This is a genomic window from Jeotgalibacillus proteolyticus, assembly GCF_002926065.1.
Classification (GTDB): domain Bacteria; phylum Bacillota; class Bacilli; order Bacillales; family Jeotgalibacillaceae; genus Jeotgalibacillus; species Jeotgalibacillus proteolyticus.
In genome coordinates, this window is sequence record NZ_PREZ01000004.1 from 1 (window position 1) to 25,286 (window position 25,286).

The following is a 25,286-nucleotide window of genomic DNA, read 5'->3' on the forward strand; positions in this document are numbered from 1 at the left end:
AGCCATCGGCCATTTCCTTAGAAAGGAGGTGATCCAGCCGCACCTTCCGATACGGCTACCTTGTTACGACTTCACCCCAATCATCTGTCCCACCTTAGGCGGCTGGCTCCATAAAGGTTACCTCACCGACTTCGGGTGTTACAAACTCTCGTGGTGTGACGGGCGGTGTGTACAAGGCCCGGGAACGTATTCACCGCGGCATGCTGATCCGCGATTACTAGCGATTCCAGCTTCATGTAGGCGAGTTGCAGCCTACAATCCGAACTGAGAACGATTTTATGGGATTAGCTCCACCTCGCGGTCTCGCTGCCCTTTGTATCGTCCATTGTAGCACGTGTGTAGCCCAGGTCATAAGGGGCATGATGATTTGACGTCATCCCCACCTTCCTCCGGTTTGTCACCGGCAGTCACCTTAGAGTGCCCAACTGAATGCTGGCAACTAAGATCAAGGGTTGCGCTCGTTGCGGGACTTAACCCAACATCTCACGACACGAGCTGACGACAACCATGCACCACCTGTCACCACTGTCCCCGAAGGGAAAAGTCTATCTCTAGACCGGGCAGTGGGATGTCAAGACCTGGTAAGGTTCTTCGCGTTGCTTCGAATTAAACCACATGCTCCACCGCTTGTGCGGGCCCCCGTCAATTCCTTTGAGTTTCAGCCTTGCGGCCGTACTCCCCAGGCGGAGTGCTTAATGCGTTAGCTGCAGCACTGAGGGGCGGAAACCCCCCAACACTTAGCACTCATCGTTTACGGCGTGGACTACCAGGGTATCTAATCCTGTTTGCTCCCCACGCTTTCGCGCCTCAGTGTCAGTTACAGGCCAGAAAGTCGCCTTCGCCACTGGTGTTCCTCCACATATCTACGCATTTCACCGCTACACGTGGAATTCCACTTTCCTCTCCTGCACTCAAGTTCCCCAGTTTCCAATGACCCTCCCCGGTTGAGCCGGGGGCTTTCACATCAGACTTAAGGAACCACCTGCGCGCGCTTTACGCCCAATAATTCCGGACAACGCTTGCCACCTACGTATTACCGCGGCTGCTGGCACGTAGTTAGCCGTGGCTTTCTGGTTAGGTACCGTCAAGGTACGAGCAGTTACTCTCGTACGTGTTCTTCCCTAACAACAGAGTTTTACGATCCGAAAACCTTCTTCACTCACGCGGCGTTGCTCCGTCAGACTTTCGTCCATTGCGGAAGATTCCCTACTGCTGCCTCCCGTAGGAGTCTGGGCCGTGTCTCAGTCCCAGTGTGGCCGATCACCCTCTCAGGTCGGCTACGCATCGTCGCCTTGGTGAGCCGTTACCTCACCAACTAGCTAATGCGCCGCGGGCTCATCCGTAAGTGATAGCCGAAACCATCTTTCAGCCGGCTCTCAGGAGAGAGCCGGAATTATCCGGTATTAGCCCCGGTTTCCCGGAGTTATCCCAGTCTTACGGGCAGATTGCCCACGTGTTACTCACCCGTCCGCCGCTAATCGTTTGGAGCAAGCTCCAAACGATCCGCTCGACTTGCATGTATTAGGCACGCCGCCAGCGTTCGTCCTGAGCCAGGATCAAACTCTCCGTAAAGTGTTTGAAAAGCTCATTTGTTTCATTTAAATCAAGAATTAACGTTGACGTTTTTGGTTGTTTAGTTTTCAAGGTTCAAGGTGTTTTTATTGCCGCTTCGTTGTTGAGGCGACTTTATTATCATACATCCTGCAGGGCGTTATGTCAACACTTTTTTTGCTGTGTTTTCAATTACTGAAGTTGCTCAGCTCCCTTAAGGACGATTAATAATATACCACGGATAAAAATATAACGCAATAACATTTCATTATTTTTTTGGAAGAATCCTATTTTCTTTTCGAGTATTTTACTAGAAGCCCCCGAATAGAAGCTCCCCAGGCTTTATTGCCATCAAGAATAAAAAGTGAGAGTCCTAAAATTACAATACTTCCGCCTAACACCTGCGTCAGCCTTACCCCTTCACTTAAGATGAAAAAAGCCATGATGGTAGCTCCAATCGGTTCAAAAAGAATAGCCATGGAAATAACAGTTGTAGAGACCCACTTTAATGACCAGTTAAATAATGAATGTCCAAGCAAAGTCGGCAGGATCGCCAAAAGCAAAAAATAAACCCATTCTTCCTGAGGGTAAGGTCCGAATGATTCTCCTTTAAAAAGGGTATATAAAAATAATATTACCGCACTGATGCTATAAAGAATAAAGGTGTAAGTTACAATGGAGAGACGCTTTCTGACATCCTGACCAAATAACAAGTAAGCCGTGACTAATGCACATGCAATCAAAGCAAGAATATCACCGTAAAGTGCGGAACCGCTAATTCTGAAATCTCCCCAGCTAATAATTACGCTTCCTGCAATCGCAATTACTGCAGAAATAATTGTAAGAGGAGCAAAGCGTTCCTTAAAAAAGAAATAAGCTCCTGCAAAAGCAAAGATCGGCTGCATCGTTACTAATACAGTAGAGCTTGCTACAGATGTATATTGAAGAGACTCAAACCATAAAATAAAATGAAAAGCTAAAAAAATTCCTGCAACACCTGAAAATAGCCAATCCCGTTTTGTTAGCTTCGCAACTTCTTTCCTATAGGAAAGAAAAAAAACCGGCGCCATAAGCAACGCACTGAAAAACATCCGGTAAAATGCGAGAGCACCGGGTTCTGCGTCTGAAAGTTTCACAAGAATAGCAGAGAATGAAACGGTTAAGATCCCTATTAATATTGCCAGATAAGCAGTTCGTTTTGGAGATTGCATGAGAAGGACTCCTTTGGCCGGACATAAATTAAAACTTTAATTTAATCTTCATATACTTAGATGGAAAGGAGAAGCAGATATGTTTTTGATTGATGAGATTGTTTTCATTAAATTAGGACTGACAGCTTTACTCGGACTCGTCATCGGCATTGAACGCGAATTAAAACGAAAGCCTGTTGGATTAAAAACAAGTCTAGTGATATCGATCGTAAGCTGTCTGTTAACGATTGTATCCATTGAATCTGCTTATTCCTTCCCCGGTGATGATTCAGTGAATATCACAATGGACCCCTTAAGACTAGCTGCACAAATCGTATCCGGAATTGGATTTTTAGGAGCAGGCGTTATTCTGCATCGTGGGAATGATACAATATCCGGTTTGACAACTGCAGCAATCATTTGGGGTGCAGCCGGTATCGGAATTGCTGTTGGGGCAGGCTTTTTTGTAGAAGCAATTCTCGGCGTTATCCTACTGATCATAAGTGTTGAGATCCTGCCAGTGCTTTTAATGTGGATCGGTCCCATGAGGCTGAGGGAAAAAGATATGTATTTAAAGATTACTGTACAGGATGCCAATTATGTAGGTACTGTCGTTAAGAAGCTGGAACAGGATGGAATTAAGGTTGATAAAATGCGCTTAAGGGACATGAAAAGTAAAGAACATATGATAGAGCTGCACACATCTGTTCATCTTAGAAGACTCGAAACAGACATTTATCTTTTTATTTCTAAACTACCCGGTGTAACAGGAGTAGAAATCGAAAGCCGTTAACTAATTTTTACGCATTATAAAGATTATAACGCTGAATCTATTAATGAGAAAAGAACTTTATTTTCCTTAATACCAGGCCCCACACGCAGAACTGTGTAATGGTGCCTGGTATTTTTAATGGATTATCAGCCCTTGAAAATCAGATGCCGCAGCATACCCTAATAATTGCCTCCACCTTCCTAAAAAGGGAGTTTAATTCCGTTAATTAGGAGGATTTTTGAAGTTGCGTGATATAATAAACCTATAAAACTGTAAAGGGGATGCGAAATGAGGTTTAATTTATTTATTGCCTTATGGCTTCTAACCCTGCTGATTCTTACCAGCTGTTCGGATCTGGAAGAAAAGCCTGCTGCTGTTAATCATGAAACTCGCGTGCTTACTACTTCCACAAAAGATAACACAGCTTCCTGGATTACACAGGAATCGACCATTTCGATTGGAGCGATTGGCGATGTACTGCTGCATGACAGAGTATATGAGCTGGCGAAAACAGCTCCCGGAACTTATGATTTTGACATTTTCTTTGAACAAGTTAAACCCTTACTATCCGCTCCTGATTTTTTAATGGCCAATCAGGAATCAATACCCGGCGGCATAGAATTTGGTTTATCCTCTTATCCTGCCTTTAACAGTCCACAGGAAATTATTCATACATTAAAAGATGCAGGCGTGGATATGATCATCGCTGCGAACAATCATACAATTGACCGGGGCATCCCTCCTCTTATAAATGCCCTTGATCTTTATGATGAACTTGAACTTCCATATGCAGGAGCTTTCAAGAATGCAGATGATCGGAATGATCATCGTATTATCGAGATTGAAGGAATAGATATCGGTGTACTCTCCTATACCTTCAGCACAAATGGAATCCCTATCCCTTTTGGCTTTGAGGATTCGGTAGCGTTAATCGAAGAGGAGCGTGTGATAGAAGAAGTTCGTACGATTCGGGAAATGGCTGATGTTGTCGTGGTTCATATGCATTGGGGAAACGAGTACGAACGATTGCCAAATGATTATCAGACCTCCTGGGCCCAAAAGCTTGCTGATGAACAGGTAGATATCATTTTTGGCCATCACCCTCACGTTTTACAGCCAATCGATCAATTAAAACAGCCTGATGCTGAGGATACTATAGTCTTTTATTCTCTCGGAAACTTTTATTCAGGACAGAATTTTAATTATACAGATGTAGGAGGAGTAGCTTCCGTAGAGGTTACAAAAACACTAAGTGCAGACAAAGTCAGAATTTCATTGAGCAATCCAGTTATTGAGCCGACTCAGGTAATTCGGGGATCTAATTCGGAGTATATCGTTGTCCCAATGAAAGACGCGGCACCCCCTTCTATTGCAGGAGAAACCTATGAAGAAACAGTGGAGCATGTATCGCAGTGGCTTCGCTAATTGATTGACCCGAAACATAAAAAATCCTTTAACCGCATTGGTTAAAGGATTTTTAAAATGGAGCTAAGGGGATTCGAACCCCTGACCTCTTCGCTGCCAGCGAAGCATTCTCCCGCTGAACTATAGCCCCGTTATGTAAATAACCTAAGAGAAGAATAACACTTAAGTTTTGTAAGACAAATATTATTATATAATTTTTCTAAAGAGATAACAAGGGATTTTTTGCAGAACTTAACTCTTATCCTCTATATAAAAATTTGAAAGATACAACACTCAGGCTAACGGAATGGAATTTTTTCCGTAAAATGGTTAACACTAATGCTGAGGTGATGAAATGAGCTGGGCAAAGCTTTGGCGTATACCAAGATGGCTGTATTTAATTCTTGTTATAAGTTTGTTTGTAGGGTTATTTGGACTACTCATCCATTTTATAGAACCGAACACATTTCCGACTATCGGCGACGGTGCCTGGTGGGTGCTGATTACCATTTCAACCGTTGGCTTTGGTGACTATGCTCCATCAAGCACTGGCGGACGATGGCTTACGGTAGTGATCATTCTACTTGGTGCCGGTTTAATTTCGAGTTATTTCTTTACCATTGCAAGTTCTGCTTTTACAAAACAGCAGGCAATTCTCGAAGGCAGATCTGTTTATCACGGACGAAATCATCTGATTATAATTGGCTGGAATTCAAGGACTTCCTGGTTGCTTGAACACCATAAAGAAGAGCACATTGTTTTAATTGATGAATCATTGACTCAGCATCCAATGATGGAATATTCCATTTGCCAATTTATAAAGGGGAAATCATATTACTTTGATACATTGAAGAAAGCTTCTGTCCCCACAGCAAAGGCAGTCATTATTACAGCAAACCAGCATGTTGATGAGGAAACAGCAGACGCCCAATCGATTTTAACGCTGCTGATGATCCGTCGGCTGCACCCTACTATTCCCTGCATTGTTGAGCTCCTGACACATGAGCAGGTGGATTCTGCTAAAAAGGCTGGAGCTTCAACAATTATTGAATCAAACGCAACGGTAGGGCGTGCTATAACCGAATCATTGGATCAATTAACCTGAACAGCCAGTTCTGCACGTTTAATAATCGTAATCCCCAGCTTTTCATATTCTTCGGGAATTTCTTCTGTATCTGAATCCTTTGGAGATTGAAACTGGTTAAAGGAAGCTGAAATATTTCCTATTTCCCCATCTTTATCGACTCCATCCTCATATTGATGGCCAAGTAAGAACGGCGTACCAAGCTTTACCTCCACTCCTTCACGGTCAAGCTCGCCTTCAGTTGCAGTAAACGGCAAACGGATATAATAATAGCAGCCTTCCTTTGATAAGGGGTAATCAAAATAGCCATGATCATATTCCCACCCCCCGCCAATAGAAAATCCGATTGGCTTTAAGGCTGTTTCCAATTTATACAGTGTTGTTTGGTATCCATTTAAAGATGAATCGATTTGAATCATCATGCTTCACCATCCTTTTTCTTTAGCTTTTCCGATATTAGGACAGGTATGCAAATAAAAAAGTGAGTAAAAGCAGCTGCTTTTACTCACTGAAAGTAATTGATTATTTTAAACGCTTTTCAAGCTCAGCTTTCTTTTCTTCAAATCCCGGCTTGCCTAATAAAGCAAACATATTTACTTTGTATGCCTCTACTCCAGGCTGATCAAACGGATTAACCCCTAAGAGATAGCCGCTCATCGCACAGGCTTTTTCAAAGAAATACACAAGATAGCCGAATGTATAAGCATCCATTTCAGGAATTTCCACAACCAGGTTCGGTACACCGCCATCGTTATGGGCAAGGAGTGTTCCCTGGAATGCTTTATTATTAACAAAATCAACCGTTTCGCCAGCTAAATAGTTCAAGCCATCCAAATCACTTGATGCTTCCTCGATCGTTAGTTCATGACGCGCTTTTCCAACTCTGACAACCGTTTCAAATAAATCACGGCGTCCTTCCTGCACATACTGGCCCAATGAGTGAAGATCAGTTGAGAAGTTAGCAGATGCAGGGAAAATCCCTTTTAAGTCTTTCCCTTCACTTTCTCCAAACAGCTGCTTCCACCATTCATTAAAATATTGAAGTCCAGGCTCATAATTAATCAGCATTTCGATTGTTTTTCCTTTATTGTAAAGGACATTTCTGATTGCAGCGTACTGGTAAGCTTCATTTTGTTTTAATTCAGAAGAGCTATAGGCATCACGCGCATCAGCAGCACCTTTCATCATCGCTTCAATATCAACACCGCTTACAGCGATCGGCAGTAAACCTACTGCTGTTAAAACAGAATAGCGGCCTCCAACATCATCAGGTACAACAAATGTTTCAAAGCCTTCTTCGTCTGCAAGTGTTTTTAAAGCACCTTTTGATTTATCAGTGGTTGCATAAATGCGGCCTTTCGCTTCTTCTGCTCCATATTTTTCTTCAAGAAGCTTGCGGAAGATACGGAATGCAATAGCTGGTTCAGTTGTTGTGCCGGATTTTGAAATAACATTGATTGAAAAATCTTTTCCTACAAGCAGGTCCATAACATCCCGCATATACGTGGAGCTGATATTGTTACCAATAAAAATAACCTGCGGGGTATTTCGCTGCTCTTTTGTGAGCGCATTATAGAAGCTGTGATTCAGCATTTCAATTGCAGCACGCGCACCAAGGTAAGAGCCGCCAATTCCTACAACTAAAAGTACGTCAGAATCTTTTTTAATTTTTTCAGCTGACTGCTGAATGCGTGAAAACTCTTCACGATCATAATTCACAGGTAGATCAATCCATCCCAGGTAGTCACTTCCTGCTCCGGTTCCTTCATGGAGCGAATGATGAGCCTGTTTCACTGTGTCCTGCAGATAGTTCAGTTCATGTTCTCCAAAAAAGTCCAGAGCATTTGAATAGTCAAAACGAATATGTGTCATGTCGTTTTCCTCCGTTAAATGTATTTCCCTCTTTCACTTTAACGAATGTGCCGGCTATAATCAAGAAAGTCTCTGTGCTGAAAACGGATACAATTGTAAAGATGTATAAAAACTGCCGGACACTCTTTGCCCGACAGCCAACTATTTATAGAGAAGCTGTCAAAATTGAAGTTACATCTTCTCGTTGAAGCGGTTTAAAGTTGCCAAATTGACCATTAATCATTGCTTTATCAGCCATAATTTCAATTTTCTCATCAGAGATGTCATAGTCAGCCAGGGTTGATGGCGCCCCGATGCTTGTCCAGAAATCACGAAGACGTTCGATTCCTTCAAGCCCGATCTCTTTATCTGTTTTACCTTCAGGATCCACCTCAAATACACGAACGGCCATTTGCTTGAATCTTCCTTCGTTCACCTCAAGGTTGTGCTTCATCCAATTCGGGAACAAAATGGCCAGACCCCCTGCATGCGGGATGTCATACACTGCTGAAACAGCATGCTCAATATTATGGGATGCCCAATCTCCACGGTAGCCCATTTGGAGCATTCCGTTTAAAGCAAGAGTGCCGCTGTAGAGAATTGTTTCACGCAGCTCATAATTTTCAAGGTCCTCGACGAGTTTTGGAGCCGTTTCAATAACAGTTTTAAGGACACTTTCAATTAGCCGGTCCTGCACAGGAGTGTTCGATGTATTGTGGTAATACTGTTCAAATAAATGGGACATCATATCAACGATGCCGTAAATGGTTTGATCCTTTGGAACCGTGAAGGTATTTTGAGGATCCAAAATGGAGAACTTAGGGAATGTTACTGCGCTTCCCCATCCGTATTTCTCCTGTGTGTCAAGATTTGTTATTACAGAGCCTGCATTCATCTCAGAGCCGGTTGCAGCGAGTGTCAAAACCGTTCCAAAAGGCAATGCCTCGTTAGCTGGTGCTTTTTTTGTTACAAGATCCCATGCTTCTCCGTCATATTTTGCTCCTGCTGCTATAAGCTTAGTGCAGTCAATCACACTTCCACCGCCAACAGCTAAAATAAAATCGATATTTTCTTCTTTACAAATTTGAATTCCTTTTTCAGCCGTTGTTAAACGCGGATTGGGCTCTACGCCTGAGAGCTCTGAAATGGATATGCCAATTTCTTTTAAAGCTGCCATTACCTTATCGTATAAACCATTCTTTTTTATGCTTCCTCCACCGTAAACAACAAGTACGTTTTTACCGTATTGAGGAATTTCATGCTGTAATTGTTCAAGCTGATCCTTGCCGAAAATTAATTTCGTTGGATTATAAAAAGTAAACTTTTCCATTCATTTCAGCCTCCTTATGATTCTTTTTCATTATGGTTGAAGAGGTATTTGTTTGCAAAAAAAATGCTCATTTCAAGCTATTCCTAGAGGGAAATTCTCCGTATAAATTTCTGTTCGAACAACATACTAATACTGATTTTATCTTATAAAGAAGGAGGGGAAGATTGTGAGCGGAATTCAGCGTACTGCTTTAGTTTTCACAATTATTGGTGCACTAAATTGGGGACTCATCGGCTTCTTCCAATTTGATTTAGTAGCTGCTATTTTTGGCGGCCAAGATGCGGCATTATCACGTCTAATTTATGGATTAGTTGGAATCGCCGGTTTAATTAATCTTGGTTTGCTGTTTAAGCCATCCGAAGAAGTTAGTCGCACTAAGGAAAGAGATATCGATCCTGCGCCTATAAGCTAAAAAAAAAGGACTGGCAGTCGCCAGTCCTTTCTTTGTATCCTCAAACATTTCCTTTTATACCCAGCCTCTAAACTTGGAGGCTTCAGCAGATTTTCTGGCGCCAACCATATAGGCGGCCAGTCTCATATTAACTTTTCTGCTATGGGCCAGGTCATACACCTGATTGAAGGCAGAGACAATTTTCTTCTCAAGCTTTTCATTTACTTCTTCTTCTGTCCAGTAGTAGCCCTGGTTATTCTGTACCCACTCAAAGTAGGAAACCGTTACCCCGCCTGCACTTGCCAGAACATCAGGAACAAGGAGAATATCCCTTTCGTTCAGCCGCTTAGTCGCTTCAAGGGTAGTCGGACCATTGGCTGCTTCTACAATGATGGAAGCGTTAATGCGGTCAACATTCTGTGCGGTAATTTGATTGGAAACAGCAGCAGGAACAAGTATATCGCATTCAATTTCAAGCAGTTCACTGTTTGTCAGTGTATTTTCAAAAAGCGTCGTAACCGTTCCAAAGCTGTCACGGCGATCTAATAAATAATCGATATCCAGGCCATTCGGATCGTGAATAGCACCATGTGCATCGGAAATAGCAATAACCTTAGCCCCTGCATCATGCATGAATTTTGCTAAGAAGCTTCCGGCATTGCCGAATCCCTGAACGACTACACGTGCGCCCTGAATAGAAATTCCCCGTTTTTTTGCTGCTTGCTCAATACAAATTGTTACACCTTGAGCAGTGGCTTTTTCCCGTCCCTGCGAACCGCCAAGTACGATTGGCTTTCCAGTAATAAAGCCAGGAGAATTAAATTCGTCAATTCGGCTGTACTCATCCATCATCCAAGCCATAATTTGCGAGTTTGTATACACATCAGGTGCCGGGATATCCTTTGTAGGTCCTACAATTTGACTGATCGCCCTAACATAAGCTCTGCTTAACCGTTCAAGCTCTCCCATTGACATGGTACGAGGATCACAAATAATTCCACCTTTTCCTCCACCATAAGGTAAATCCACAATGCCGCACTTTAATGTCATCCACATGGATAATGCTTTTACTTCTTCTTCGTCTACATCAGGATGGAAGCGAACTCCTCCTTTTGTAGGTCCAACAGAATCATTATGCTGAGCACGGTATCCAGTGAAAACACGAGTCGTGCCATCGTCCATCCGGACAGGCATACGAACTGTAAGCAAGCGCAGCGGCTCCTTCATCAGTTCGTAAACAGACTCATCGTAGCCCATTTTTGTCAATGCTTCGCGAATGACCTCTTGTGTGGATGTAAAAAGATTTAAATTTTCTGCCATGATTGATGTTCGCCCTCTTTTATTTCAATAGTATGAATCGGCATAATTGTAACATAGATGACACAATTTAACGATAGCTTTATCTCTAATTAAGACAGGACTTTTACGATGCGTTCGATCGCCCAGTCAAGCTCATCTTTAGTAATGACTAATGGAGGAGCAAAACGAATGACTGTATCATGCGTTTCTTTACAGAGCAGCCCCTCCTGTTTAAGGTCCTCACAATATCTTCGAGCAGGCTCAGTGAGCTCAACCCCTATAAATAATCCGCTTCCTCTTACTTCCTTAATTTTAGGATTATCAATTTTTCTTAGCTCATCCATGAAGTACCCGCCAAGCTCAAGAGACCGCTCAGCCAGGTTTTCTTCTTTTAAAACTTCCAGCGATGCGATTGATACAGCGCAGGCCATTGGATTCCCGCCGAATGTTGATCCGTGGCTCCCCGGATTAAATACTCCAAGAACTTCTTTATTGGCAACGACACAGGAGATCGGAAATACTCCTCCGCCTAATGCCTTGCCCAGTATGTACATATCAGGATCTACGTCTTCCCATTCACACGCAAACATTTTTCCTGATCGGCAAAGACCTGCCTGGATTTCATCCGCAATAAATAATACGTTGTTTTCCTTACATAATTCACGCGCAGCCTTCAGAAAGCCTTTAGGAGGAAATACAATCCCTGCTTCTCCCTGAATCGGTTCAATTAAAAATGCAGCAGTATTAGGTGTAATGGCTTCTTTTAACGCATCAAGGTCACCATAAGGAATTAAATTAATGCCAGGAAGCATCGGTCCAAAACCGCGCTGGTATTCCTGTTCCGATGATAGGGATACAGCTGTCATTGTCCTGCCGTGAAAGTTGCCGTTACAGGCGATAATCTCTGCTTGATTTTGAGCTACTCCTTTTACATCATATGCCCAGCGGCGTGCTGTTTTCACTGCCGTTTCAACCGCTTCAGCTCCTGTGTTCATTGGCAAGGCCATGTCTTTTCCTGACATTTCGCAAATCATTTCATACCACGGAGCCAGCTGATCATTATGAAAAGCACGGGAAGTAAGTGTAACCCGGTCAGCCTGATCTTTTAAAGCCTGAATAATCTTAGGATGACGGTGCCCCTGATTAACAGCCGAATAGGCACTGAGCATATCCATATATTTATTTCCTTCAGGGTCCTCTACCCATACACCTTCTGCATGAGAAATTACAATTGGAAGCGGATGATAGTTGTTTGCACCGTACTTTTCTGTCTGTTCAATAATTGATGTTGAGTTAGTCATAAGAATCCCTCCAAAAAAGTTTATAAAAGAAGCCGATCAAAAAAGAATAGACTGAACAGAAAAGGCACTAAGCATAAGTTAACCTTCGAACAGCAGCCAGCTTTAGCCCTGCTCTATTCATTACTTTTTTGATCGGCTTTTTGTTTACCGGTTTTTATAGCATTTCAGATGTTGTTTTAGCCTGCATGTGCAGCGTCAGATAGTCCGGGCCGCCAGCTTTGGAATCTGTCCCTGACATATCAAAACCGCCGAATGGCTGATAGCCGACAATTGCACCTGTACAGCCCCGGTTAAAGTAAAGATTTCCAACATGGAAGTCCTCACGCGCTTTTTCCTGGTTCATACGGTTGTTTGTGATAACAGCACCTGTTAACCCGTATTCTGTGTTATTTGCGATATCCAGGGCTTCATCAAAGTCTTTTGCTTTAGAGATCGCAACTACCGGTCCAAAGATTTCTTCCTGCATAATGCGGGCTTTAGGATCTACGTCAGCGATAACAGTCGGTTTAATAAAGTAGCCTTTTGAGCTGTCGCCTTCGCCGCCTGCTACTAAACGCCCTTCTTCTTTACCAATTTCAATATAACTCATAATTTTGTCAAAAGCACTCTGATCAATGACAGGGCCCATAAATGTTTCCGGTGATTTTGTTTCACCAAGGGAAAGTTCTTTTGTCAATTCGATTACACGATCGAGAACCTGGTCATATACTTCCTCAAGCACAACAGCTCTTGAGCAGGCCGAACATTTTTGACCACTGAAGCCAAAAGCTGATTTGACAATCGACTGAGCTGCAAGTTCCAGATCTGCTTCCTTGTCCACAACAATCGTATCCTTACCGCCCATCTCCACAATAACACGCTTCAGCCATACCTGGCCAGGATGCACCTTTGCTGCACGCTCATACATGCGGGTACCAACCTCGCGTGAACCGGTGAAGGAGATAAAGCGTGTACGCGGATGATCAACAAGATAATCGCCCACTTCTTTACCGCTGCCGGGAATGTAGTTCAGCACGCCTTTTGGAAGACCAGCTTCCTCCATTACTTCAACAAATTTAGCAGCGACTACCGGAGTCGTTGAAGCAGGCTTTAATAATACAGTATTGCCTGTTACTAAAGCAGCTACCGCTGTTCCTGCCATAATGGCAAATGCGAAGTTCCACGGAGAAATGACCACACCCACACCTAAAGGAATGTAATCATAGCGATTGTATTCGCCCGGGCGGCTCTCCACTTTCTTGCCGTCTTTCATTGCAAGCATCTCACGGCCGTAATACTCCATAAAGTCAATCGCTTCTGCAGTATCTGCATCGGCTTCATTCCAAGGCTTACCAGCTTCCTTCACAAGCAGAGCTGAAAATTCATGCTTTCGTCTGCGGACGATTGCTGCAGCGCGGAATAAAATATCAGCGCGAATTTCAGGCTTTACCTTTTTCCACGTTTTAAAGGTCTCATCAGCTACCTGCATCGCTTTTTCAGCAAGCTTCTGATCAGCCTTTGACACACGGCCTACAACTTCTTCTTTATTGCCGGGATTATAAGAAACAATTTTATCCTCAGTCACAATACGCTCTCCGCCGATAATAAGCGGATATTCTTCACCAAGGTAGCCTTCTACGGTCTTTAGGCCTTCCTGGAATGCTTTTTTATTCTCTTCTGCAGAAAAATCAGTAAATGGCTCGTGCTTGTACGGAATCATAATAAACCTCCTATATAATTATATAATTTATTATTTGCCAGGCGCAAAAAATATTTGCGCTTTCAAAACTCTTACATATATAATAATGCAAAAGATGATTGCATTTTTCAAGTATTTTGTTTTTTCAGTTTTTTAAGGAGCTGTTATTTATGGCTATGCCCAAAGGAAATTTTCTCGATATTCACTTTGTTTCTCAGGCGCTTGATTATATTCAGCAAGGAATTCATGTGGTAGATACCCACGGAAGAACGGTTTTATATAATCAAAAAATGCGTGTTATGGAATCGATGGAGGACATAGATATTCTCGACAAACGTCTTCTTGAGGTCTTTAAATTTTTTCCGGATGAAAACAGTACACTATTACAGGCATTGACCCTCAAAGAACCAATTTTAAACATAAAACAGACCTATTTTAATGTCCATGGACAGGAAATCACAACCCTGAATAATACTTACCCGATCTGGAGCAAGGGAGAAGTAGTCGGGGCGATCGAAATTGCCCAGGATGTTTCCTCAAGGGAACAGCTCAGAATCAACTCCGCTTCTGGCACGGCTGAATTATCATCCTTTGACCATTGGACCGGTTCGTCTCCTCTGATAGAGGATATGATTTTTGCCGGGAAACAGGCTAGCAATACAAAGAGCATGATCTTGCTGACCGGAGAAGCAGGAAGCGGCAAGGAACGGCTCGCCCAGTGTATTCATGTAGAAAGAGGGCTTGGTGTTCATACATTCTATTCAATTGACTGCCGGGCACTTACTGATGACAGATTTAATGAATTGCTGAACGAATATAATGACAAAAAGGGCCGGAGGGAATTATCCACACTATTTATTGACCATATTGAAAGCCTGGATCTTTCCCTTCAAAAACAGCTTACAGATTTGCTTGCGGATTGGAAAGCAACACTCCGTATCACTAATTCCCCTCTCTATTACCCGATTCTAACCTTAAGTGAGGATCCGGTAGATGCCATTCAGTCCGGTAAGCTGGATAAGGACCTATATTACACAATGAGTGAAATTACCATCTTCGTGCCCAGTCTGCGAAATCGGAAAAAGGATATTCCCGAGCTAGTGACTTATTTTATTGACGATTTTAATTCTCGATTTCAAACGAATATTCAGGGGGTAACAGAAGAGATTATTAAATTATTCTCCTCATACGATTGGCCGGGAAATGTCAGAGAGCTTGAGCATGTAATGGAGGCCTCCATGTTTGCGATGGGCCAGGAAACACTGCTGTCCTTTACACATCTTCCCCATTACTTCAGATTAAAATTCGATGACCCTATGGCAAGCAAACCTGCACTGGACAGCTCCGCATTTATGATCCGGGAGGGAAAAGCGCTGCAGACTCTTGATGCCTTCCTGAGAGAAGCTGAATCCTATTACATTCAAAAATCCCTGCAATACCACGATTACAATGTGACAAAAACAGCTGATGCTCTCGGGATGAGCAGACAAAACCTTCAATACCGTCTGAAAAAAAATAATGTCATTCGAAAAAAATAATCCGGCAGCCTGAGAAGGCAGCCGGATTTTTAATTACAGCAGAAAATAAACTTTCTTCACTTAATTATCCACAAAATTCCTCTTTTTGAAAGAAAATGATTGGATTTATTTAAAAATTTGATACAATTTAAAAAAACACTTTTAGGAGGAACCTGTATAGAAAAATCTACAGCATAAGCTCTTATAACGTTTTTGTCTGCCGGATTCTTCTTCGCCTCTATGAAAATGCACTAATAGATCGTCATTTGCTAAATTAGTAATCTAACTATTAATATAAAAAAAGAAGGGTGATAATATGAAATTAATAAGATCCAAAAAGGATGCTGAGAATTTTATTAGTAATTATGACGCCTGCTTTACCTTTGATCATGATGGCAAAAAGTATTATTTTATTTTTGAAGATCATGAAAGAAATGGGCAATGGACACTGATGCATTACGAATCAGACAACCGCTGGACTGTCCATAGCATGGGCGAGGATTATTGTGAGGATGGGGAAACTGAGCTCGAAAATGAGGAATTAGTTTCTTTTATCTTCAAAAACAGAAAATATATTAATGTCTCCATAAAGAACCTAGAGCCTGTGCTTGTTGAAAGCTGAGGCTAAAAAAAGTCCTGATTCAGTTTATAAGCTGATTCAGGACTTTTATTTTGACTTATCGCTTCATGTCAGACTGATCAATCCAGTCCTGAAGCTTATCTTTTAGGCTGTTAAAGCCAGTTGTGTCTTCAGTGTGGGATACTGATTTTGAAGGAGCTGAACGGCGCTCTTTGCGCGGCTGCGGCTTTACTTCCGGTGCTTCTTCAGTAGCACGGATTGAAAGGCTGAACTTTCCAGCTTTCTCATCAACAGAAAGAATTTTCACATTAACTTCCTGACCTACAGAAAGGTGCTCACTTACATCACTTACAAAGCCGTGAGTAATTTCTGAAATGTGAACTAAACCTTGTGTGTTTTCATCAAGTGCAACGAATGCACCGTATGGCTGAATGCCGGTTACTTTACCTTTAAGCTCTTGTCCTGCTTCGAAATTTGTAGACATGGGAACATCTCCTGTTATATATAATTTTTATCGTTTACACGCAATTATTGATTATATCATAAGTCTACGTATAAATCAAAGGTTGTTTAAAAGCCCCATTCACCTGAAACATGGCGTTCTTCGAAAATAACCTTCCAGACATGATTTTCATTCTTTATTATGAAGTTCTTTTTTATTCCGTCACTGTGAGTCATACGGACTATCCACGTACGGCCTTCTCCTTTTCCATTTGCTTGGATTACGTTCATTGAAATTATATTTTCATAGCCCATATCGATGACTTGAAGAAGATCTTTTCCCCCCCACTCGGTTTCTGACGGGTGGTTTTCTGTTTTCGCCATAAGCATGTAGCTGAGCTCATGATTATTTTCGATTAGAGCATTAATGTATAAAGCAGCTATCTCAATTGGAGTGAGCACGCTGAGATCTCTGTCATCCTGAAATGCAGAATACATATTATATCTGGAGCGCAAATGAGACTCCAATGGAAAGACTGTGAGTTCTGCCCTCATACCGAAGGCTGCCGGCGGGGCTGTCAGCCTTGCTTTTAATTCATAAATCTCTTCAGACACTTCGAAATTATTTTTCTCATATTCTCTATAAAGCATAGCTACATAAGACGCAGAATTGGACCAGTCTACCTCAAATTCATCGCTCGTCAGGGTTTCCCATGCCTCTCTAACCTCATCACGAAGCTTGCCTTCCTGATGTATAGGATGGTCGGCTGTTCCATTTACAAGAAACCTTAGCAGTTCATAATTTTGTGATAAAAGGTCATCGGAAAGCCGTGTTCCATAGTGCAGCCCTCTTAAAATCCCATCTGTATCGAGTAGCTTATCCGTGATCTCAGCGTATGAATAAGCTGTTTCACTATTTTGGATATAAGGAAAATTATTCATTTCCTTTAGTAAATTGAGATATGAGAATGTCATGATCCCCTCTGTCATTTCTTCAAACGTTGTGCCGCCCGGAGAAAGCTGAAAGGTCTGATTAGATGGATTGACCATTACTTGGAATCCATTTGCTTCAATTTTACTGATTAATTGCGAAGCTTCATCTGAAAAACTGAATTCAGCAATTTCTTTTCCCTTTAATTGGCTAAGCTCCGGTTCAAGTTCTTTTAGCTTTTCCTCATAAATTTCTTTCATTCCATCTGAGTATGAAAGAAATGCTTCGAGCGCTTGGTCTGCATTCATTCTGATTTCAGCCTCCGTTTCAGCTTCTAACTGATCTCTACTTGAGATAAGCTGTTCCATCGGCGTTTGAATTTCATTTTCCCGCAAAACTGAGAGTAAATTGATCTGGGAAAACACAGCCGCAATTTCTTCCTCAGTCTCAGCCCGGTTAGCTTCTTGATGGATAGAGGAATGAATGCCTAAATAGTAGCCTGCGAATTGGGTTCTCTCTAATTCCTCACGGGTTAGTCCTGTTTCCTCGGACAGTCTTTCTACATTCTGAAGGATTTTTTCATCCAGTTCTTGAAGCTCAGATTCCAGGGTGACTGAGCCTTCTGCCTCCTCGTCTCTATCCCCAGGGAAGTTTAACAGCAGTATAGGAACAAACAGTACACAGAACACAGCCGCAAAAATGAGAAGGTTTCGTTTATTTTTTCCGGTATGAGATTTTTCCTTCTTTTCGGGTACAGGGGAAGGAAGTGGATCATCAGGGATCTTCCATTTAACTTTCTCAACCTCCTGATTTATAAACTTCACCAAACGACGCAGTTCAGCTCGTCCAATGACAAATCCAAGCTGCTTTTCAAGGTTTTTTGCCAGCAGGTGTTCAGAAGCTTCAACCGGACTTTCTTCCACTGTCCAACTTAGAAGCTGCCGGACCTCTTTTTCCTTAAAATTAAAAAAGTGAAACAAAACAATAGCTGTTCTATTCTCAAAAGGAAGAGACAGCATTTCAGCAAATAACTCCCTGTCCTCTGCATATGAAAGGTCTTCTGCATTTTTTACAGTCGAAGGAAGATTCTCTGCCGAGTTGATCACATTTTGAAAAAGCTCCTGTCTTTCAAATCGCTTTTCTTCTTTGCCCGCTTCGGCTAGTACTGCATGAATTAAATCTGCTTTCACCCCAATTGAAAAAAGAAATTTTCTAAGTTCTTCTCTATAATAATCATTCATTAAAAAACCACTCCCCGGGTTCCATTACAAATAATCGTATTCATCGTAGACAATCTTAAAGACACCCTTCTGGTCAACAGCATGAAGAAAGCGGGTCACGCCATCATAAAAATTCAGTACAAAAACATTTGTCTGACCCCTTTCATATATTTGATAATAGTCTCTAAGATTTTCGATCTTTTGCTTTTCTTTAAAATGTGGTCCTGACAGTTCATTAAATTCCTCAGGTGACGGAAGGTCTTCGGAATCTGCTAAAAGAGAATAGACTGTTTGTGAATCACCAATGAGTAAGGCTTGCAAATAAAATTCCACTACTTCATCTGCTGAATAACCCTCAATCAACTCATCGTTTAGAGACAACTGATATTGTTCGAATTTTTCTAATTCTACTCTTTCAAGCGGATTCCAGTTGCCATAGTCTGAATAGCCTCTATCTACCTCGATGCTTGAAATAAGAGGAAGGTTGTCGGATTGAAACCAGTTCTCCTGCTCTTTAAAATCATACTGCGCCAGCTGGTCATAAAAACCCTTCACAATTCCGGCTGTCTCATACTCATTTAGATGTTCAGGCATAATCATCTTTTCCCAGGCAGCCATAACCTCCTCTTTTACTGCCCCATCCTGGAATATAGGCTGAATCTGACTGCCAAATATAAAATGCTTCATCAACTGGTGATGCTCTGTTGCAAGCTGGGATAACACAGGGAAATACATGGTCGTGTTTTCAGGCGCTTGCTTTAAAATATCCTCCGCCTTTAAAAGTTCTTTGAGCGCTTCGTCATAGCTCATATTCAGTCGCCCATTATTAACAAAGGGATAAGGCGGCGGATCAAATAGATAGTCCTGGTAGATTGGATGCAGTTCTTTTAAGGCTTCTTTAGCGGCTTCTCCACCGAGTTTAACTGTAAAAGAGGATTTTTTATGGTCAAAGGAAATGTCAAATCCATTTTCTTTAATTTTTTCCCGCATGATTCGGATATTTTCGGGCATTTCGTCCTGTTTAAAATAAAACTTATTTTTTTCTATATAATCTTTTTGCAGCTTGTTTAATTTTTTACTATAAAGATCTGCCAGCCCTCGTGTCCGATAAAGAAGATAGTCAGCAATACTGTCAGATTGCGCTAGTGCCTCTTCTTCATTGGAGAAGGACGAATTGAATCTCAAATTTTCTGATGTGCTGCTAAGCGGTGGTGTCATCTCTGAAAACATATGCTCTGTGTACATATCAAAATTATTTAAAAAGTCTCTTATTTCGGTTGCCTGCACGCCATCCATTTCACCATTATTCATTTCCTTCAGGTAAACAATATAGAAACCCGGCTGAACAGCAAAGCTGACATGCTGAAGCTCTTCTCCCGTTAATCCCAGTTTATCGCCAAGTGCTGTATATTTTTCGTGGTACTCATTCTCCAGTTCGTCTAACTTTTCCTGAGGGATTTTTACGGGCTCCTGTTCCTCACCTTCAGCGTCAGTTGCCTCTAATTCATCTGTAGCTTTTTGTGGATTTGCAGGAAGTGAAAAAATTAACCCAATACAAATAATAGCTGCCGCTCCGCCGAGCACCCAGGACCATCTCGAGCTCTTTGCCGGCACTCCTGCTAGAGGCTCTACTGACTGTTCTTCAGCTTTTGTTAAAATTGGCTGGTCTTCTGCTTTAGTTAATGGCTGTAAAGCTGCATAGGAATTCGCTAAAAACTGGAGGGACTTCTCAAGCTGGCCATACGTTAATTCGTATTCATTATCCCAAGCAAGCCTTTTGCGTAAGACACTCTCTGCTTCATTTAAAAGAATCTCAAGATCTTTTTGATCGATTGCCATTACTTCAGCAGCGTCTTTATGCGGCAGCGAATGAAAATGCGTTAAGCTCACTGCAGACCTTTGAGGCAAAGAAAGCTCCTGAATCATTGAATGAAGCTCCTGATCCTCCTGATAAACCAGCAGCTTTTTAAAAGGTTCACTTTCTTCTTTATGTATATATCCTTTTTTAAACTCACTATACGCTGTTTGAAAGAGCTCAGTTGTTGAACGCTCAGAAGCGGTTTCTGCAGATGCAGGCGTTAATTCATGAAAAACTGCACACACTAAAAGGGGGATATCGTGGGGATGAGCGCCAAGCTGGTGAAAAAATTGTTCAGCAGCTGCAGAATATTCTTTAAGAAATAGCTCAAAAAGCGGATTACTGTTTTCGTTCCGGTGCTGTAAAGGTCTTTCGCTCACAAGGAGCCCCTCCTTTCCCCTCTTTATTTGCCATTATATCGCCAAATCTTCCATAATTGTTCTAAAAAAAGAAGAAAAACAATTAATTTTCCGACAAATATTAAATTTAACCTTCATAATTCGACAAATTTATAGTAGCATGTACAAATCATCAAGTGAATGAAAGGAAGTAAATATCTGCATGAGTAATCAACAATGGTCTTCAAAGCTTGGATTTGTTCTGGCAGCAGCCGGTTCTGCAATCGGTCTTGGTGCCATATGGAAATTTCCATATATGGCGGGCTCCAATGGGGGCAGTATTTTCCTTATTTTCTTTATACTTTTTACCGTTTTAATTGCAGGCCCTATTCTTCTAGCTGAATTTGTGATCGGCAGAAGAGGAAAAAAAGACGCGATTTCAACCTTTAAAAAACTTGCGCCTTCAACTCCCTGGCCCATTATTGGAATCCTTGGCACGGTCGTAGCTATTATTATCCTGTCTTTTTACAGCGTTGTGGGAGGCTGGATATTATCGTATCTTGCAAGGAGTGCTACAGGGGGTTTAAGCAATTTAACCCAGGCTCAGTATGGTAGTTTGTTTGAATCGATAATCGCTAATCCGATTGAAGTTTTAGGCGCTCAAATGATCTTTATGCTTATTACAATCATTATTGTGTCCGGAGGAATTCAAAATGGAATTGAAAAGGCGAGCACATTTATGATGCCTGCACTTTTAATCCTTTTTGTTGTTCTTGCCATTCGTTCTCTGACTTTAGAAGGAGCATCAGAAGGAATAGCTTATTTATTTATTCCGGATTGGAGCTATTTCACCGCAAAAACGATGCTGTTAGCTCTTGGCCAGTCATTTTTTGCATTAAGCGTTGGTGTTTCTGTGATGATCACCTATGCTTCGTATTTGACTGACCGGGACAATCTGGGAAGGTCGACTATCTCAGTTGCAACGTTAAATATAATCATTTCAATTCTTGCAAGCCTTGTGATTTTCCCGGCTGTTTTTGCCCTTGGTTTTGAACCGGGAGAAGGCCCTGGTCTAGTCTTTGTAGTACTGCCGGCTGTCTTTAATGAGCTTGCCTTTGGCGGAATCTTTATGTTTGTCTTCCTTGTGCTGCTATTATTTGCAACCTTAACTTCAGCTTTTTCAATACTTGAAATTGTCGTAGCTTCGTTTTCCCGTGGACAGGACCGAAAACGAACGAAGTATACGTGGCTGGCAGGCGCATTGATTTTCGTAGTTGGTATACCAAGCGCTCTATCCTTTGGTGTTCTTACGGACATTACCATTATGAATTACCTGATCTTTGATTTTGCCGATTATATAACGGCAAGCTTTGGTCTCCCGCTTGGAGCATTACTGATCTGCCTGTTTATTGGGTTTCAGCTTAAAAAAGAAGACGTCTATGAAGAACTGCAAAAAGGTGCAGGCGTTAAGGCAAAGTGGATGCCAGTTTGGTATTATGCAATAAAAATACTCGCCCCGCTGGCCATACTCCTTATCTTTTTGCAATCATTTGAAATAATAAAATTTTAAAAACTTCGGATAAAAATCATTTATTTTAGAAACGTGCGGAGAAGCGTCCATCGGAAATGCAGTGAACCGGAGGAAAGAGGCTGAGACATACATATGTATGTCTCAGCCTCTTGTTTTGTGTTCAACTATCCCTTAGCTTCTTTTGAACCATTTTTATACCCTTTTAAAAAAAGATTTTGAATATTTTTTATTGGGTAAATTGTTTTTTACTTACTGAAAAGCCTTTAGTTTTAAAGGCTCGTATGTCCTTTTTCGACATTTGAAGTGGATTTTTCCAGCAGTAATTACCATTTAATTCTATTGTTGGATCATTTCATGGGTGCTACTATATTCTCAGGTAACGGTATTTTTATAGTGGGTTTCTTCACGATATTTTTACATAAATAGTCAACTAGATTAATAGAAACCCCCTACTATAAAAATGCTGCTACTAAAATAAAAAGGATGGTGTCGAATGAAAAAGAAGATGTGTACTGCTGCAATTGCCAGTGCCCTTACTATTAGTATGTTTGGGATTCCACCCCAAGTGTCACAAGCTGCTGAGGGTGTTTTTGATCTGAGTATTCTACATACAAATGATACTCATGCAAGCTTGGATGATGTGGCTAAACGTGTAACACTCGTTAATCAATTAAGAGCTGACAATCCAAATAACCTGCTATTGGATGCAGGGGATGTTTTTTCAGGTTCACTTTACTTTAATGAGTTCCAGGGGGAAGCTGATCTTAAATTCATGAACCTAATGAAATACGATGCGATGGTTTTTGGAAACCATGAATTCGATCTTGGCTCAAGTCCTGATGGTCACAAAGCGCTATCTGAATTTGTGAAAGGCGCAGAATTCCCATTTGTAGCAGCTAATGTTGATTTTTCAAATGATAGCTTATTCGATGGCCTTCAAAGCTTTACTTATTCAGAGGAATTCAATCCGGGTGAAATTTATAACGGGATCGTAAAAGAAGTTAATGGAGAGAAAATCGGTATTTTCGGTTTGACGACTGAAGAAACTGCAGGTATTTCAAGCCCTGAAAGCATCGAGTTTACAAATTATATTGAAGCTGCTGAAGAAGCGGTTGCTGAATTTGAAGAAATGGGAATTAACAAAATTGTCGCATTAACTCATATTGGTTTTAATGATTCAGCTGAATTTGACAATGACCTTTTACTTGCTGAAGCAGTAGAAGGGATTGATATCATTGTTGGCGGACATACTCATTCCACTTTGCCTAATGGCGAAGTATACAATGGTCATGAGGAGCCTACTGTAATCGTTCAAGCAGGTTCATCTAATGCCAATCTTGGCCAGCTCGATGTATCCTTTGATGAAAATGGAGGCATTGCTTCTTACAGTGCACAATTGCACCCGATAGAAGAAGCTGAAGATGATGCAGAGGCACTTGCACTGTTAGCACCTTACGCTGAAAAGATTAAACAAGTAAAAGAACAATCAACCGGCGCTACAGCTGAAGTATTCCTTGATGGTACTCGTGACTTAGGCGGTGTCCGTACATCTGAAACAAATCTTGGAAACCTAATTACAGACGGTATGCTGTCAAAAGCGAAATCAATTGATTCTGATACCGTAATTGCTATGCAAAACGGCGGCGGAATCCGCGCTTCCATCGATAAGGGAGATATTACGGTGGGTGAAGTGCTGACTGTATTGCCTTTTGGAAATGATCTTGCCATTATGAATATTACTGGAGCAGAAATTATTCAGGCTCTTGAGCATAGTGTAAAGGATTACCCAAGGGAATCAGGTGCATTCATGCACGTTTCCGGTATGAGCTTTACCTTTAATCCCGCAGCAGCTGCAGGATCAAAGGTTCAGGATGTATATGTAGTAAAAGGCAATGAAAAAACGAAGCTTGATCCTGCTGCTAACTATAAAGTAGCGACAAACGTCTTTACTGCTAAAGGCGGAGATAATTATACTGTTTTTGCAAATGCCTATAATGAAGGGCGTGTAAGTGAGCCTGGATTTATGGATTACCAGATGTTTATCGATCACATTACTTCTCTCGATCGTGTCGCACCTGCTCTTGAAAGCCGTATTATTCCATTAACGCCATTCACCGATATTCCATTAAATAAATGGTACCGCGTTTATATTGAAGATCTTTACTTTAGTGGCCTGATTAAAGGTGTCAACGCTAATTCCTTTGCGCCTGACAGCTCTCTAACCCGTTCTCAGGCAGCATCACTAATCGTCCGCAGCCTTGGTCTTAATGCAGAATCAGACGCACCATTTGCTGACCTTGGAAGACTACCGGATGCAACGAAGGCTGAAATTGCCGCAGCTTATGAAAACGGAATTATCATCGGCTACAAAGGAAACTTTATGCCTCAGGATAAAGTAACGCGAGGACAGTTTGCACTAATGGTTTACCGTGCTTACAACAACGCAAAAGACACAACCTATGCGCCTGAGAACACCAACTACTTTAAAGATCTTTCAAAAGTAGATGCAGAAACACTTCAGGCGATCTCAATGGCTTATGAAACAGGAATTGTAAATGGGTACGGTAACGATCAGTTCCGCCCAGCTAACTCTTCCACCCGTGCAGAAGCAGCGAAAATGATTTCTATTTTCCGCAATGTAGTTAAATAAATCAAATAAAAGAAGGCACCTCCCACTTTATGTGGCGGGTGCCTTCTTTTATTTAGGAAATATCGGTTTTTAGGAACCAGGATCGATTATAAAATATACAGAGCTTCCATTTTTACTGCTAACAGTTTATAAGAGATCCTGATGCATTCCTGCAGCGGAATCCATTGTTCAAATGCACTTTCATAAATTACCTGAATCCTTTTAGCGAGATCAGATGGATGATGAAAGTCACTTACAGCCTGAAGAACATCAGTGATCTCGGCATCGTATGCATCCTCCCCTTTATTAAATGGATCCCACTCCTGTAAAAGGGTTATTAATTTAAAATTCATCTCTTTTGTATTCATGTGTCCCACCTAATCATTTTGA

General features: G+C 41.6%; 19 protein-coding genes, 1 tRNA gene and 1 rRNA gene. 8 read left to right on the top strand and 13 right to left on the bottom strand.

From position 1 onward, the window contains the following. Window positions 1-21 precede the first annotated feature (21 nt). Both C4B60_RS10205 and C4B60_RS10210 read right to left on the bottom strand, forming a co-directional pair. Window positions 22-1,572: ribosomal RNA gene (locus tag C4B60_RS10205) — 16S ribosomal RNA — on the bottom strand. 266 nt (window positions 1,573-1,838) lie between these two features. Next, window positions 1,839-2,762, bottom strand: a complete 924-nt coding sequence (locus C4B60_RS10210; RefSeq protein WP_104057918.1) for a DMT family transporter — start codon at window positions 2,760-2,762, stop codon at window positions 1,839-1,841. Window positions 2,763-2,841: 79 nt separating this feature from the next. On the opposite strand from C4B60_RS10210, the gene C4B60_RS10215 reads away from it, so the two are divergent. Both C4B60_RS10215 and C4B60_RS10220 read left to right on the top strand, forming a co-directional pair. Further along, on the top strand, window positions 2,842-3,534 hold the full coding sequence (locus tag C4B60_RS10215; RefSeq protein ID WP_104057919.1) for an MgtC/SapB family protein: 693 nt from the start codon (window positions 2,842-2,844) through the stop codon (window positions 3,532-3,534). 267 nt (window positions 3,535-3,801) lie between these two features. Further along, on the top strand, window positions 3,802-4,938 hold the full coding sequence (locus tag C4B60_RS10220) for a CapA family protein (RefSeq protein WP_104057920.1): 1,137 nt from the start codon (window positions 3,802-3,804) through the stop codon (window positions 4,936-4,938). A gap of 58 nt (window positions 4,939-4,996) precedes the next feature. Here C4B60_RS10220 and C4B60_RS10225 read toward each other — a convergent pair. Further along, window positions 4,997-5,068, bottom strand: a tRNA-Ala gene (locus tag C4B60_RS10225). Between the two features lie 204 nt (window positions 5,069-5,272). Here C4B60_RS10225 and C4B60_RS10230 point away from each other — a divergent pair. Further along, window positions 5,273-6,022 carry an ion channel gene (locus C4B60_RS10230; RefSeq protein ID WP_104057921.1) on the top strand — a complete coding sequence of 250 codons (750 nt, stop codon included), beginning with the start codon at window positions 5,273-5,275 and terminating at the stop codon, window positions 6,020-6,022. On the opposite strand, the gene C4B60_RS10235 is transcribed toward C4B60_RS10230, so the two are convergent. The 3 genes from C4B60_RS10235 to C4B60_RS10245 form a co-directional block, all read right to left on the bottom strand. Further along, window positions 6,010-6,423 carry a YugN family protein gene (locus C4B60_RS10235; protein WP_342365036.1) on the bottom strand — a complete coding sequence of 138 codons (414 nt, stop codon included), beginning with the start codon at window positions 6,421-6,423 and terminating at the stop codon, window positions 6,010-6,012. The two genes, C4B60_RS10230 and C4B60_RS10235, sit on opposite strands and share 13 nt — an antisense overlap. A gap of 100 nt (window positions 6,424-6,523) precedes the next feature. Further along, window positions 6,524-7,873 carry a glucose-6-phosphate isomerase gene (locus C4B60_RS10240; protein WP_104057922.1) on the bottom strand — a complete coding sequence of 450 codons (1,350 nt, stop codon included), beginning with the start codon at window positions 7,871-7,873 and terminating at the stop codon, window positions 6,524-6,526. 145 nt (window positions 7,874-8,018) lie between these two features. After that, on the bottom strand, window positions 8,019-9,182 hold the full coding sequence (locus C4B60_RS10245) for an iron-containing alcohol dehydrogenase (protein WP_104057923.1): 1,164 nt from the start codon (window positions 9,180-9,182) through the stop codon (window positions 8,019-8,021). A 166-nt stretch (window positions 9,183-9,348) separates the two neighbouring features. On the opposite strand from C4B60_RS10245, the gene C4B60_RS10250 reads away from it, so the two are divergent. Then, window positions 9,349-9,594 carry a DUF378 domain-containing protein gene (locus tag C4B60_RS10250; RefSeq protein WP_104057924.1) on the top strand — a complete coding sequence of 82 codons (246 nt, stop codon included), beginning with the start codon at window positions 9,349-9,351 and terminating at the stop codon, window positions 9,592-9,594. 54 nt (window positions 9,595-9,648) lie between these two features. Here the strand turns inward: C4B60_RS10250 and C4B60_RS10255 are convergent, their stop codons facing one another. From C4B60_RS10255 to pruA, 3 genes are all read right to left on the bottom strand, one after another. Beyond that, a complete protein-coding gene (locus C4B60_RS10255; RefSeq protein ID WP_104057925.1) occupies window positions 9,649-10,893 on the bottom strand; it encodes a Glu/Leu/Phe/Val family dehydrogenase in 1,245 nt (414 codons plus the stop codon). 89 nt (window positions 10,894-10,982) lie between these two features. After that, window positions 10,983-12,173, bottom strand: coding sequence for an ornithine--oxo-acid transaminase (locus C4B60_RS10260; protein ID WP_104057926.1), 1,191 nt, complete (start codon window positions 12,171-12,173; stop codon window positions 10,983-10,985). A gap of 154 nt (window positions 12,174-12,327) precedes the next feature. Next, on the bottom strand, window positions 12,328-13,875 hold the full coding sequence (gene pruA / locus C4B60_RS10265) for an L-glutamate gamma-semialdehyde dehydrogenase (protein ID WP_104057927.1): 1,548 nt from the start codon (window positions 13,873-13,875) through the stop codon (window positions 12,328-12,330). Window positions 13,876-14,021: 146 nt separating this feature from the next. Here pruA and C4B60_RS10270 point away from each other — a divergent pair, with 146 nt between their 5' ends. Beyond that, window positions 14,022-15,389, top strand: coding sequence for an AAA-type ATPase lid domain-containing protein (locus C4B60_RS10270; protein ID WP_104057928.1), 1,368 nt, complete (start codon window positions 14,022-14,024; stop codon window positions 15,387-15,389). A 295-nt stretch (window positions 15,390-15,684) separates the two neighbouring features. Further along, entirely contained in the window at window positions 15,685-15,990 is a 306-nt protein-coding gene (locus tag C4B60_RS10275; RefSeq protein ID WP_104057929.1) for a hypothetical protein, read from the top strand. A gap of 55 nt (window positions 15,991-16,045) precedes the next feature. On the opposite strand, the gene yugI is transcribed toward C4B60_RS10275, so the two are convergent. The 3 genes from yugI to C4B60_RS10290 form a co-directional block, all read right to left on the bottom strand. Further along, entirely contained in the window at window positions 16,046-16,432 is a 387-nt protein-coding gene (gene yugI / locus C4B60_RS10280; protein WP_104057930.1) for a S1 domain-containing post-transcriptional regulator GSP13, read from the bottom strand. Between the two features lie 86 nt (window positions 16,433-16,518). Next, on the bottom strand, window positions 16,519-18,561 hold the full coding sequence (locus C4B60_RS10285) for a hypothetical protein (protein ID WP_104057931.1): 2,043 nt from the start codon (window positions 18,559-18,561) through the stop codon (window positions 16,519-16,521). 24 nt (window positions 18,562-18,585) lie between these two features. Further along, on the bottom strand, window positions 18,586-20,778 hold the full coding sequence (locus C4B60_RS10290) for a hypothetical protein (protein ID WP_104057932.1): 2,193 nt from the start codon (window positions 20,776-20,778) through the stop codon (window positions 18,586-18,588). Window positions 20,779-20,959: 181 nt separating this feature from the next. Between C4B60_RS10290 and C4B60_RS10295 the strand changes: the two genes are divergently transcribed. Then, complete coding sequence (locus C4B60_RS10295) at window positions 20,960-22,306, top strand: sodium-dependent transporter (protein WP_104057933.1); 1,347 nt, start codon at window positions 20,960-20,962, stop codon at window positions 22,304-22,306. A gap of 454 nt (window positions 22,307-22,760) precedes the next feature. Next, on the top strand, window positions 22,761-24,917 hold the full coding sequence (locus C4B60_RS10300) for a 5'-nucleotidase C-terminal domain-containing protein (RefSeq protein ID WP_104057934.1): 2,157 nt from the start codon (window positions 22,761-22,763) through the stop codon (window positions 24,915-24,917). An 86-nt stretch (window positions 24,918-25,003) separates the two neighbouring features. Here C4B60_RS10300 and C4B60_RS10305 read toward each other — a convergent pair whose 3' ends face one another. After that, window positions 25,004-25,264 carry a DUF1871 family protein gene (locus tag C4B60_RS10305; RefSeq protein WP_104057935.1) on the bottom strand — a complete coding sequence of 87 codons (261 nt, stop codon included), beginning with the start codon at window positions 25,262-25,264 and terminating at the stop codon, window positions 25,004-25,006. Window positions 25,265-25,286 lie beyond the last annotated feature (22 nt).

Bases quoted from the DNA above. Each gene is read 5' to 3' on its own strand.
- C4B60_RS10245 (WP_104057923.1), bottom strand. From the start codon at position 9,182: ATGGAAAAGTTTACTTTTTATAATCCAACGAAATTAATTTTCGGCAAG.
- C4B60_RS10235 (WP_342365036.1), bottom strand. From the start codon at position 6,423: ATGATGATTCAAATCGATTCATCTTTAAATGGATACCAAACAACACTG.
- C4B60_RS10285 (WP_104057931.1), bottom strand. From the start codon at position 18,561: ATGAATGATTATTATAGAGAAGAACTTAGAAAATTTCTTTTTTCAATT.
- C4B60_RS10300 (WP_104057934.1), top strand. From the start codon at position 22,761: ATGAAAAAGAAGATGTGTACTGCTGCAATTGCCAGTGCCCTTACTATT.
- C4B60_RS10240 (WP_104057922.1), bottom strand. From the start codon at position 7,873: ATGACACATATTCGTTTTGACTATTCAAATGCTCTGGACTTTTTTGGA.
- C4B60_RS10305 (WP_104057935.1), bottom strand. From the start codon at position 25,264: ATGAATACAAAAGAGATGAATTTTAAATTAATAACCCTTTTACAGGAG.
- C4B60_RS10215 (WP_104057919.1), top strand. From the start codon at position 2,842: ATGTTTTTGATTGATGAGATTGTTTTCATTAAATTAGGACTGACAGCT.
- C4B60_RS10260 (WP_104057926.1), bottom strand. From the start codon at position 12,173: ATGACTAACTCAACATCAATTATTGAACAGACAGAAAAGTACGGTGCA.
- C4B60_RS10230 (WP_104057921.1), top strand. From the start codon at position 5,273: ATGAGCTGGGCAAAGCTTTGGCGTATACCAAGATGGCTGTATTTAATT.
- yugI (WP_104057930.1), bottom strand. From the start codon at position 16,432: ATGTCTACAAATTTCGAAGCAGGACAAGAGCTTAAAGGTAAAGTAACC.
- C4B60_RS10295 (WP_104057933.1), top strand. From the start codon at position 20,960: ATGAGTAATCAACAATGGTCTTCAAAGCTTGGATTTGTTCTGGCAGCA.
- C4B60_RS10270 (WP_104057928.1), top strand. From the start codon at position 14,022: ATGGCTATGCCCAAAGGAAATTTTCTCGATATTCACTTTGTTTCTCAG.
- C4B60_RS10255 (WP_104057925.1), bottom strand. From the start codon at position 10,893: ATGGCAGAAAATTTAAATCTTTTTACATCCACACAAGAGGTCATTCGC.
- C4B60_RS10275 (WP_104057929.1), top strand. From the start codon at position 15,685: ATGAAATTAATAAGATCCAAAAAGGATGCTGAGAATTTTATTAGTAAT.
- C4B60_RS10220 (WP_104057920.1), top strand. From the start codon at position 3,802: ATGAGGTTTAATTTATTTATTGCCTTATGGCTTCTAACCCTGCTGATT.
- C4B60_RS10210 (WP_104057918.1), bottom strand. From the start codon at position 2,762: ATGCAATCTCCAAAACGAACTGCTTATCTGGCAATATTAATAGGGATC.